9 protein-coding genes and 1 tRNA gene are annotated in these 11,966 nt (G+C 43.1%); 7 read left to right on the top strand and 3 right to left on the bottom strand.

Going from position 1 to position 11,966, the window contains the following annotated elements; genetic code table 11:
• Positions 1-8 precede the first annotated feature (8 nt).
• From I8752_RS04010 to I8752_RS04000, 3 genes are all read left to right on the top strand, one after another.
• Positions 9-602, top strand: coding sequence for a DUF1517 domain-containing protein (locus tag I8752_RS04010; RefSeq protein WP_214431041.1), 594 nt, complete (start codon positions 9-11; stop codon positions 600-602).
• A 70-nt stretch (positions 603-672) separates the two neighbouring features.
• Positions 673-1,545 (top strand): hypothetical protein, encoded by an 873-nt coding sequence (locus tag I8752_RS04005; RefSeq protein ID WP_214431040.1) that lies wholly within the window; start codon positions 673-675, stop codon positions 1,543-1,545.
• Positions 1,546-1,904: 359 nt separating this feature from the next.
• Positions 1,905-2,285, top strand: a complete 381-nt coding sequence (locus tag I8752_RS04000; protein WP_214431039.1) for a DUF423 domain-containing protein — start codon at positions 1,905-1,907, stop codon at positions 2,283-2,285.
• Between the two features lie 136 nt (positions 2,286-2,421).
• On the opposite strand, the gene I8752_RS03995 is transcribed toward I8752_RS04000, so the two are convergent.
• Positions 2,422-4,545 (bottom strand): serine/threonine-protein kinase, encoded by a 2,124-nt coding sequence (locus tag I8752_RS03995; protein WP_214431038.1) that lies wholly within the window; start codon positions 4,543-4,545, stop codon positions 2,422-2,424.
• 219 nt (positions 4,546-4,764) lie between these two features.
• Positions 4,765-6,456 carry a serine/threonine-protein kinase gene (locus I8752_RS03990; protein ID WP_214431037.1) on the bottom strand — a complete coding sequence of 564 codons (1,692 nt, stop codon included), beginning with the start codon at positions 6,454-6,456 and terminating at the stop codon, positions 4,765-4,767.
• A gap of 147 nt (positions 6,457-6,603) precedes the next feature.
• Here I8752_RS03990 and I8752_RS03985 point away from each other — a divergent pair, with 147 nt between their 5' ends.
• Positions 6,604-8,184: a phenylacetate--CoA ligase family protein gene (locus I8752_RS03985; protein WP_214431036.1), complete on the top strand. Its 1,581-nt coding sequence runs from the start codon at positions 6,604-6,606 to the stop codon at positions 8,182-8,184.
• 21 nt (positions 8,185-8,205) lie between these two features.
• Here I8752_RS03985 and I8752_RS03980 read toward each other — a convergent pair.
• A tRNA-Thr gene (locus I8752_RS03980) sits at positions 8,206-8,277 on the bottom strand.
• 385 nt (positions 8,278-8,662) lie between these two features.
• On the opposite strand from I8752_RS03980, the gene argF reads away from it, so the two are divergent.
• The 3 genes from argF to I8752_RS03965 all read left to right on the top strand — a co-directional run bounded on the left by argF (position 8,663) and on the right by I8752_RS03965 (position 11,933).
• Positions 8,663-9,583 (top strand): ornithine carbamoyltransferase, encoded by a 921-nt coding sequence (gene argF / locus I8752_RS03975; RefSeq protein ID WP_214431035.1) that lies wholly within the window; start codon positions 8,663-8,665, stop codon positions 9,581-9,583.
• A gap of 142 nt (positions 9,584-9,725) precedes the next feature.
• Positions 9,726-10,331: a transcriptional repressor LexA gene (gene lexA, locus I8752_RS03970; protein ID WP_214431034.1), complete on the top strand. Its 606-nt coding sequence runs from the start codon at positions 9,726-9,728 to the stop codon at positions 10,329-10,331.
• 123 nt (positions 10,332-10,454) lie between these two features.
• Positions 10,455-11,933, top strand: a complete 1,479-nt coding sequence (locus I8752_RS03965) for a DNA phosphorothioation system restriction enzyme (RefSeq protein WP_214431033.1) — start codon at positions 10,455-10,457, stop codon at positions 11,931-11,933.
• Positions 11,934-11,966: the final 33 nt, after the last annotated feature.

Raw genomic sequence — 11,966 nt, 5'->3', positions numbered from 1 at the left:
GAAAGCATATGCCCGATATTTTTAATAAAATGATTGGCCGGACTCGTTATGTAGTCTTGCGCTTGTTTGTCCATTTAGCTGGCTCTGAGGTAGCACCAATTTTGGGAGTATTAAATCGTGATGCTAGAGATGCGATCGATGCAGATGGCGACTTGCAAGTTTTAGGAGAAGGATTGGTAGAACTTTGCGAAACTCTGCTGCGATCTGATGAATATTGGCTTTCGGCTGCCAATGAAGGCGATGTATTTTGGAGCGAAGGCGAAGCGGGAGATTATGTGAATGAGTTATTTACAGACTCTGCTGAAAGATATGGTGCTGACCTCGATTTCAGCCCGGAATCGGACTTAAATCAGCCCTTATCTATACCCGTAACCCGCAACGTAGTTGTGATGATTACAGTAGCTTATGAAGGCGAAGTACCAGAGTTGGAAACCGATCTCGCTAATATTCAAGCACTGAAAGAAGGTTTAAAAGCTTTAATCAATTTGCATTACAAACACAAACTACGGGCAATCCAAGTACATTTCTCACCAGCACAGCTTGGTGATGAACTGACTAACGATCAACTGTTGCAATATTACCCAGAATTGATACCTTTGTAATTTGTGGGGGTTGTCCGTACTAGTACCCACATTGAGAACTTGTTAAGCTCAAAGATAAGGAAATAGTGGAATGATTGTGAGCATATTGCGTAAGTTTACTGTCGTTTTTTTAGCCCTAAGTTTGTGCTTGACATCTGTTGCCTGCGGCGGAGGAAACCAAACTACCTCTCCCAGTAGGAACGTTAGCCAAACCTCTACTAACACCAAGTTGAGTGATGGTCAGTATCAAGTACAACAAGCTACATATGATGATGCAAATGGAGAGTACACGCTGTTTTTACTCAACAGCACGCCTCCAACCCTTGTCAGTGAAAAGTTGCAAATGGCAAGGTTAACTGATGATGAAATCAAACAAGGTAAGAAAACTTATCTGAAAGTAGAAAATGGACAGCCAATTTTGTACTTAACAGAAGACTTCAAAATTGAGTACGTCCACAATGTGACTGAGACACAAGCTAATCCCCAAACGGGACAACAGGAAACAGTCGTAGTCCGTCGAGAAAATAGCTTTTGGTCGCCATTTGCTGGAGCGGTAGCTGGTAGCATAGCCGGCCAAGCGCTGGGTAGTCTGTTATTTAGACCTCAATACTATGTACCGCCTGTCTATCAATCAGGAGGAGTGCTAACTGGTTTTGGAGGTTATGGTAATAGCTATGACCAAGCGGTTAACAGCTACCGGAGTCGCTACAATGCACCACCCGCAGCTGTCAGGAATCGCACTGCTTTCCGCAGTACGGGAAATATTAAAAGGTCATATCCTAGTGGTTCAACTGTACGCACAACACCGCGTACCACAACGGGTAATCGTCCCTCTGGTTCTGGTTATGGTAGCAGCGAACTCAGACCTTCTGGTAGATCCGGTTCAACTAGGCGTAGTCCTAGCTTTGGTAGCGGACGTTCTCCCAGCCGCCGTTCAACTGGTTTTGGTAGCAGACGGCGCTAGGTAATCTCAAATTGAGTGCTGAGTGCTGAGTGCTGAGTGCTGAGGAGCCACTGCGGTGAAGCAGTACGGTCTTGGGGTTTCCCCAAGTAGAGTAACTGCTGAACCCTTTAGGGTCTTGGGGTCTCCCCAAGTAGAGGAGCCAGCCGCGTGGGCGGGTCTCCCGACTTGAGCGGACTGGCATCAAGTGGCGTTGCTGAGTAAAAACAAAGTCAATTCAAGGCTTTAAGCAATAACTACTGTCCTTACATTAGTGACTACGGCTATATTTTCTGGGGGGTGCATATGTACGCCCCTATTTTTATATTTCTAGCAAGTATTCAGCTTTTAGAATATATAGGAATAGATATCTCATAGTTCTCATGACGCAGATTTTTTTGAGCGTAGCTGCTGTTTTAGGCGGTTTATCGGTTGCTGCTGGCGCTTTTGCTTCCCATGCCTTGCGAGAAAAAATCAGCGAGCGATCGCTAGAAATTTTTGAAACCGGCGCTCGTTACCAAATGTATCACGCTCTAGCACTGTTACTGGTGGCGCTACTCATCAGTCGCAATGAATCACCTCAACCCACCCTCATTGCTAGTGGATGGCTATTTATCATTGGCATTGCTATTTTCTCAGGAAGTTTGTACGCTCTGAGCTTAACTGGTGTTAAATCTTTGGGTGCTATTACACCACTAGGCGGTGCAGCCTTTCTTGTCGGTTGGGGTGCTTTAGCTTTTGGCGCTTGGAATTTGAAGTTTTAAAAAGCGTCATAAACGTGAATGCTGAACCTCTATCTAATACCAATTCGTAATTCGCATTAGATAAGTTCGGCAGCTCAAACCTTAAAGCCCTAGGTTTAGCCAAGCGAAATCCTTAGCTAGTTCGCAAGATAGGAGTTTAACTAGGCGGAGTAGAACTTGGTGTAGGTATGGGGGTTTCCGTGGGAGTTTCGGTAGGCGTGGGAGTTTCGGTAGGAGTTTCTATAGGTGTGGGAGTTTCTGTAGGAGTTGGTGTAGGTAATGGTGGAGGAGTGGGATTTTCTGCTGTAATAGTCACTCGATAATCTACTGGTTGTGATGCTGTGGAGACAACAACAAACTCATAAAATCCGTTTTCTGGTAATTTAGCTGACAAAGTACGTTGCTTAGAATCTTCTAGAAACTTGATTTTGCCAGAAGGAGAATAAACTGAAAACAAAACTTGGGAATTTGCTTGTAGGTTCAATTCCATCGATTGTTCTTTGGCAAGTCCAGCGATGAAAACTTTACCGCCACCGGGTTGAAGAGTGCCGCTAACTGTTTTGCTTGTAGCACCAGGAGCGAAGACTATTTTCTGGAAAGCACTACCAGCGAGGATGGCATTAAGTCGATCGCTAACAATGCCATACCAAACTTGTCCAATGGGTTGATTGAGAAAATTATTTTTGTCGCGCTGTTCGGGAAATTCATTGAAGAAGGCAGCATCCCCCAAATCGTACAATGAACGACTACCAACGTTGATTTGATTAACTTGGACTTTCCAGCGATCGCGTTCGGCTGTTGTGTAACTGCCAAGTTGCTGGCGTGCCTTAGCACTCAGTGACGATAGCTTTTCGAGTAATTGGGCAGCTGTTTTATCCCATTCTGCTCTTAAACTCTCATCTTCGGGGCCATTACTGAGAACGCGTCCTTTTAAACTGGGATTAGTCTCCCAAAAGATTTGATTGACAAAGTTAATGTAGAATGCTTCGTCAATTCCTAACTGTTGGCGGCGATCGCTTAATCTTTGTTTGCGCTGCCGTTCTTCCGGTGAATATTGTGCCAAGGGATCGACGGGTTGACTAGCCGTTGGGGTGGGGCTAGGTGTTGGCGTGGGGTTATCTACCACATCTCGTCCCCGATTTACTCCCCACCAAACTACTCCCACAGTACCAGCCAATGCTAGCGATACTAGGATGGTTTTTGTTGGTGTCCACCAGTTTGAGGGAGGTGGGGGAGCAGGGGAAGCTGGGGGAGCAGGGGAGACAGCAACGGTGGCAGATGTGGGATCTGAGGCGGGAACAGGGGGTTGAGTTGGGGGATAGTTAACTGGTGCTGGGGTGAGTGCTTGGAGGACTTGACGAGCTGATTGGTAGCGATCGCTCGGTCTGGAGGATAGCATTTTATCTAATACTTGTCCCAAAATGGGGCTGAGGTTAATTTCTCGCCGCCATTGCCAAGTGAGAGTGTAGGTATCAATTAAGTCTTGTGGTTGTTTGCCTGTCAGTAGAACCAGCACTGTTGCGGCCAAAGCATACAAGTCACTGTGCGGCGATACCATCCCAGTTTGCATTTGTTCTGGGGGAGCAAATCCCACTTTACCTAGTAAAGTTGCTGGTGGCGTAGCGGCTACACCGGGTTGGTAATATTCAGAGGCGACAGTTGCTACTACTTGTTTGACACCGCCAAAGTCAATTAATACTGGTAGTTGGTCAACGGTGCGAAGCATTAAGTTGTCTGGAGAAATATCCCGATGAATTACTCCTTGGAAGTGGATATATTCCAAAACTGGCAAAATTTGCTGTAACAGCTGGCGTACTTCTGTCTCTGTAAACCGCAAACCTTGCTGTTTGCGTTCATTTAATAAAGAATTGTAAGTTTGTCCTTCGACATAATCTTGCACCAAAAATAGGTATTCTTTACCTTCCAAGTTGATGCGAAACTGTTCTCGGAAGCGCGGAATTTGGGGATGTTGCAACTTGTAGAGAACATTTGCTTCTCGCTCAAATAGTTCTTCAGCTTTTTGGACAACATAAGCAGTTTGAACTTGCGGAGAGAATTCCTTTAAAACACAAGATTCGCGGAAACGGTTAATATCTTCTGCTAAATAAGTACGTCCAAATCCTCCTTGACCGAGTTGACGTACAATGACATAGCGATCGCCCAAAGTTAGCCCTGGTTGAATACCATAACTGGGCGTAACAGATAACTTTTCACCACACTGAAGACAAAAATGGCTACCTGGGGAATTTTCGTGACCCTTAGAACAATATATTTTAGTCATTTGTCAGTTGTCATTTGTCAGTTGTGAGTCAGTGTGGTCTTGGGGAGCCAGTGCGGTCTTGGGGTCTCCCCAAGTGGAGCATCTGGCGTGGTTTCCCCCATGAACAACTGACGAACCCGAAGGGTCAAAAGGCAAGAGGTAGAGGTAGTTATTATTTCCCCCTTGTCTCCCTCATCCCCCTCATCCCCCTCATCTCCCTCATCTTCCTCATCTCTCACCTTATTTGCCAGATTTTACTTTACTAACTTGCTCGGCAGCGATCGCATACCAAATTTGACCGTAAGTCTTTTGATTCAGTTTGCCACGCTCTTGACCGGGAAACAATCTGTCAAATTTTTGATATGTATCTTTGTTAAGTTGGTTAATTGTATAGTCCCCCAATTGTCCCGATCGCGCTTCTTGTCGCCAAATATCGTAATCTTTTTGACTATAATTACCTAAATTTCTACGTGTTACTGTACTGAGGTCAGCTTGTTCTATTTTATCTAATAAATCCCCGGCAATACTGTACCACTCATCCCGTAACCCACCATCTTCTGACTTGGATGTGAGGCTGCGTCCCTGTAATTCGGGTTTCTTAGTATAGAACAAGTTATCAACCATCTGTGTAAAAAATACTTCGGGAATTTCTAGTTGTTGGCGGCGACTAAGAACTTGGGTGTTATTAGTATTTTTATTACTTCCTGGTTTACTCAGAGGGTTTGGTATTTGGGGAATTTGCGGTAACGAAATTGATGGTACTTTAATTGATGATACGCTGGTAATAACTGCATTTACTACTGCCCAAGTGCCTGCGCCAGTTAAGACGACTAAAGCGGTTCCCCCAAGACTCACGGCAAAAGGGCGAAGCCAACCAGGTAAAGGTATAGTTTTAGTTATCAACTGGGTTTTGTTGCGGACTTTACTGACAAGAGTGTTGGCGCGTCTACCTCCGGGAGCAACTATCATGGTTTTGAGCTTGGTAACATAGGCGGTTGGTGCTTTGGTAGCAGTTGCCAAGGGTAAATCTCTGAGGACTTTATCGGCTGTTTCATAGCGATCGCTCGGTTTATAAGCCAGCATCTTTTTTAACACAGATTCTAGTTTCGCGCTGACATTAATTTCCTTTCCCCAATACCAAAGACCTTGATAGCTATCGTATAATTTTTGCGGTTCCTTGCCCGTAAGCAATACTAATGCAGTCACCGCTAAAGAATATAAATCGCTGTTAACAAATACTTTCCCCTGCCGTAGCTGTTCTTCTGGAGCGTAGCCTTTTTTACCTAGTAAAGTATTATTTACAGCTAACTTAGTGAACCAAAAACCTTGAGAAGCAGGCAATTGCTTCACACCACCAAAATCAATCAGTACTGGTAGATTATCGGAACGTCGCAAAATCAAATTATCAGGAGAAATATCGCGGTGAACTACATCTAACGAGTGGATGTAAGACAATACGGGTAAAATTTGTCGTAGTAAAGTTATTACTTCTTCTTCGCTAAAGGTCTTTCCTTGACTTTGGCGCTGTTCTAACAATTGCGAATAGTTATCGCCATCTACATAATCTTGTGCCAACAGGAAAAAATCTTTACTGCCTATTTTTACCTGTAGCGAGGCGTGAAAACGCGGAATTTGGGGATGTTGGAGTTTTTTGAGAACGTTCGCTTCTCGCTCAAATAACTCTTTAGCTTTTTGTAAATCTTGTTGTTGTTGTACTTGGGGTGCAAATTCCTTCAGCACACAGATTTGATGCGATTGATTTCTATCCTCCGCCACATAAGTGCGTCCAAAGCCGCCCTGTCCGAGTTGACGGATAATTCGATAGCGATTATCAACAACCTGCCCCACAGCAAGAGGCAATGGCTCACCGCAGTGAGTACAAAAACGGTTACTGCCATTATTTGCGTGTTGTTTACTGCAATAAACCTGCATAGTGCTGAAGGATGAATGAGAGTTTTATTACGTTACTACAATGAATGCAGTTCTTTTTACGGACATTGCTAATTAATGACTGATGACTGGGACATGAGAAAATAACTATTGACTATTGTACAGACGCGATTAATCGCGTCTCTAACAATGACTAATCACCAAAGCCAACGGGCAATTAAGGCATTTGAAGATTTTGTATCTACCCCTCTAGAAACACGACTACAACGGCATCTGGACACTTCAAGCCAATCAGCAGTTTTAACTTTATTTGAGGATGTGGCTGCAAATGTGCCCGCCTATAAGGCTTTTTTGGCAGAACAAGAAATAGATCCTAGGGCTATCCAAACATTTGAAGATTTTCAGAAATTACCAGCGATCGCTAAAGAAAATTATATATTGCGCTATCCTTTGCCTGACTTATGTCGCTACGGCCAGTTACAAACGTGTGATATAATCGCTGCCTCCTCCGGTTCTACAGGTAAACCGACATTTTGGCCGCGTTTCTTCACAGATGAACTGCAAATCGCTACGCGTTTTGAGCAAATTTTTCACGATAGTTTCTTTGCAGATACCAGAAGCACTCTAGCAGTGATTTGTTTCACTTTAGGCACTTGGGTAGGCGGGATGTTTACTACTAATTGCTGTCGCTATTTAGCTAGTAAAGGTTATCCTATTACCGTCATTACTCCTGGTAACAACAAAGAAGAAATTTTGCGTGTTGTTCGGGAACTTGGGTCAAATTTTGAGCAAGTTGTATTATTAGGATACCCGCCATTCCTCAAAGATGTCATTGATACTGGTATAGCCCGTGGTGTGGACTGGCAGCAATATCAGATTAAGTTAGTTATGGCGGGAGAAGTCTTTAGCGAAGAATGGCGGAGTTTAGTTGGCGAAAGAATTGGTGCAAAAAATCCCTGTTATGATTTTGCATCGCTTTACGGAACTGCGGATGCAGGTGTATTAGGCAATGAAACACCGTTGAGTATTTGTATTCGCCGTTTTCTGGCAGAACATCCAGATGCTGCTAAAGCTTTATTTGGAGAATCTCGTTTACCCACACTCATCCAATACGATCCCATAAATCGCTTTTTTGAAGTTCAAGACGGCACATTACTCTTTTCTGGAGACAATGGTATTCCCTTGGTGCGTTACAACATCTTGGATACTGGCGGGATTGTTAGTTATGATGCCATGCTTCAGTTTTTGGCAGAATGGGGATTCGATCCGCGAGAAAAACTTGTACAGACGCGATTAATGAGCCAGCGCGTTGCGGGGGTTCCCCCCGTTGTAGCGACTGGCGTCGCGTCTCTCCAAACTCAGGATTCACTTAGAGGAATTCATTCCCTACCCTTCGTCTATGTTTTCGGACGCTCTAATTTTACTGTTTCCTACTTTGGAGCGAATATTTATCCAGAAAATGTCACTGTAGGGTTAGAGCAACCGATAATTCAAGAGTGGGTGACGGGTAAATTTGTTTTGCAGGTAAAAGAAGATACTGACAAAAACCGATTTTTATCTGTGATTGTGGAATTAGCACCAGGAGTAGAAGAAAGCGAGGACAAGCAACAAGCGATCGCAGCTTCGATTTTCTCGCAATTATTGCGGCTTAATAGTGAATTTGCTAACTATGTTCCCCCAGAATATCAAACACCACAAGTTACATTAGCTGCAACTGGCGATCCTGAATATTTTCCGGTTGGAGTCAAGCATCGTTATACACGCAGATAAGCTAAAGCGCATTTAATTTTAAGCCAGCAGTCGGATTTGAACCGACGACCTTCCGATTACAAGTCGGATGCACTACCACTGTGCTATGCTGGCAAACTCAATCGTTGCTTTTAAGCACTAACCGATTTCTCATTGTACCATAAGTACGCTACTTGTCTAGCAAGGACTAAATCTATTTTAGGAGTTGGGCTAAAAGAACCGGAAATTGTAAAAGGGATTGGGGATTAGGAATTGGGGATTGGGGATTATTTTTCTCGTTCATTATTTATTACCTAGTCCCTAGTACCCAGTCCCTAGAAATGCAACGAACCCGAAAAAAATCTGGGATTTTAATGACTGATAAAGTTGATAAATTAATATTCATAGCAAAAGCTAATTCAAATCCTAGGCTGAGTGTGCAGTTGTAAAACTGTATTTTTTTTAACACAGCTAAATAAAGGAACAGAAATATCTAATTGTTCTCTACAGAGTTAGAAGCATGGCAGAATTAATCGGACGAGATTTATTAAGTTTGGCTGACCTCAGTCCAACAGAACTTCAAGAACTTCTGCAATTGGCGACGCAATTAAAATCACAACAGTTGCAATTGCAGTGTAATAAAGTATTGGGTTTGTTGTTCTCTAAAGCTTCAACTCGCACAAGAGTTAGTTTTACTGTGGCGATGTACCAATTGGGCGGCCAGGTAATTGACTTGAACCCGAATGTAACTCAAGTTAGTCGAGGAGAACCCGTACAAGATACTGCAAGAGTGTTGGATCGATATCTTGATATTTTGGCAATTCGGACTTTCGCACAACAGGAGTTGGAAACTTTTGCTAACTATGCCAAGATTCCTGTAATTAACGCCCTTACCGATTTAGAACATCCTTGTCAAGTATTGGCTGATTTATTGACAGTTCAAGAATGTTTTGGTAATTTTGCGGGCTTAACTTTGACTTACGTAGGCGATGGTAATAATGTTGCTAATTCTTTAATGTTGGGCTGTGCTTTGGCGGGAATGAATGTTAAAATAGCAACCCCTAGTGGATACGAACCAAATGCCAGTATTGTTGAACAAGCAAGAGCGATCGCTAACAATAAAACTGAAGTAATTCTCACTCATGACCCAGAATTAGCAGCCAAAGGAGCTGCGGTACTCTACACTGATGTTTGGGCAAGTATGGGGCAAGAAACGGAAGCAGACGATCGCTTGCCAGTTTTTCAACCTTATCAAATTTCCGAGCCGTTATTGAGCCTTGCTGACCCAGATGCGATTGTTTTACACTGCTTACCAGCCCATCGCGGTGAAGAAATTACTGAAGCAGTTATTGAAGGTTCTCAATCACGAGTTTGGCAACAAGCAGAAAATCGCTTGCACGCCCAAAAAGCTTTACTAGCCAGCATTTTAGGGGCAAAATGAAGGATAAAATATCGAGGATGAAGAAGGATTGAAAATTAAATTTTATACTTTATCCTTGATCCTTTAAACTTTTATCTTGTTATGGGAGTTTTTTTGTAGTACTAATGTTCTAGAGACATTTATATTTACCTCCCGAAAAATTATGGAACGTTTAACGGAAGCTCAACAAGAATTGTATGAATGGTTGGCAGAATACATTAGAATGCATCAGCATTCACCCTCCATTCGGCAGATGATGCAAGCAATGAATTTGAAGTCGCCTGCACCAATTCAAAGTCGTTTAGAACATTTACGCACCAAAGGATATATTGAATGGACTGAAGGTAAAGCCCGCACTATCCGAATTTTGCGTGCTGTCAAACAAGGCGTACCAATTTTGGGCACAATTGCCGCTGGTGGTTTAATTGAACCATTTACAGATGCTGTAGATCATTTGGACTTTTCTAATTTCTCATTACCTCCCCAAACCTACGCTTTGCGGGTGACAGGCGATAGCATGATTGAAGATTTAATTGCTGATGGAGATTTAGTTTTTCTTCGTCCAGTACCAGAACCAGAACATTTAAAAAATGGCACTATTGTTGCTGCCAGAGTTGAGGGATATGGTACTACATTAAAGCGCTTTTATCGACAGAGCGATCGCGTTACCCTCAAACCAGCAAATCCGAAATACAACCCCATTGAAGTCCCTGCTATGCAAGTGCAAGTGCAAGGTACTCTTGTCGGCGTTTGGAGGGGTTACAACTGAAATACTGGGTTAGTTGTCAGTTGTCAGTGGTTAGTAGTTAGAAGTTTTGTCAACTCTACCTTCTGCCTTCTGCCTTCTGCCTCCTGCCTTGTTAGGGTTCATCACCTTTGTGTTTGATTTTTTATGTACCTGACGCGAAATCCAGTGCGGCAACTGCCCTTTTTTCGACTGCGATTACCATTTGTAGGCGAAAGTAAGGGCAGGTATCAAACTCAGCAACCATTACCAGGATGTCCAAAAGTTCCTGCATCTCTGCAATTGCGGCAGTATCAGCAACAAGCTGTCACTAACTGGTTTGCCAACAATGGCAGAGGAACGCTAAAAATGGCTACTGGTAGTGGTAAAACGATCGCAGCACTGGCGATCGCTTGTGAATTATATCAGCAAATTAATCTACAAGTATTACTGGTGGTATGTCCCTACCGCCATCTTGTGACTCAATGGGCGCGAGAATGTGAAAAATTTAATTTACAGCCGATTTTAGCTTTCGATAATTTTCGCACTTGGCAAAGTCAACTTTCTACGCAACTTTATAATCTGCGTTCGGGTTCGCAGAAGTTTGTCACGGTAATTACCACCAATTCCACATTAATTGGAGATGGATTTCAATCTCAATTGAAGTATTTTCCGCCTAAAACTTTAATTATTGGCGATGAAGCGCATAATTTAGGCGCGCCCAAGTTAGAAGAAAGTTTACCCAGGCGCGTGGGTTTGCGACTGGCTTTATCTGCAACACCAGAGAGGTATTTTGATGATGGCGGGACGCAATCTTTATTTGATTATTTTGGCCCGGTTCTCCAACCAGAGTTTACCTTGAGAAATGCGATCGCTTCTGGGGCTTTGGTGCATTATTTGTATTACCCAATACTTGTAGAGTTAACTGAAGCGGAAAGTATCGCTTATTTAAAATTAACGAAAAAAATCGGGCGATCGCTATTATATCGAGAACGAGAAACTGGAGAATCGTCAAACTTTGAAGACCGTGAAGATTTAAAACCATTGTTAATGCAAAGGGCGAGGTTAATTGGTGCGGCGGAAAATAAATTAATCGCTTTGCGGGATTTAATGGTAAGCCGCAAAGACACTACTCATACACTTTTTTATTGCAGCGATGGTTCGCAAGAGGCGGGACGTTCATCCTTACGCCAACTCAAAGCTGTTGCCAAAATTTTAGGGGTAGAACTGGGTTACAAAGTCAGTACCTATACCGCCCAAACTTCTTTACAAGAAAGAGAAGTTTTGCGGCAGCAATTTGAAAGTGGCGAGTTGCAAGGTTTAGTGGCAATTCGCTGTTTGGATGAAGGAGTTGATATTCCAGCAATTAAAACAGCGGTAATTTTATCAAGTTCTGGTAATCCGCGTCAGTTTATTCAACGACGGGGGCGAGTTTTACGCCCTCACCCTGGTAAGGAACGCGCAACTATATTTGACATGATAGTTTTGCCGCCAGATTTAGATAGAGAAACTATAGAAGTTGAGCGTAACTTGTTAAGAAAAGAATTGCGTCGCTTTGTCGAGTTTGCTGATTTAGCTGATAACGCTGGCGAAGCAAGGATGAAGTTGCTAGATTTACAAAAGCGCTATGGATTATTAGATATTTGATAAAAAGGCAAACTTCTTCGCATCTTTGTGCAA

Source organism: Dendronalium phyllosphericum CENA369, assembly GCF_016056275.1.
GTDB lineage: Bacteria > Cyanobacteriota > Cyanobacteriia > Cyanobacteriales > Nostocaceae > Dendronalium > Dendronalium phyllosphericum.
The sequence above is the reverse complement of the archived record's forward strand: the minus strand, read 5'-3'. Positions and strand labels throughout refer to the sequence as shown.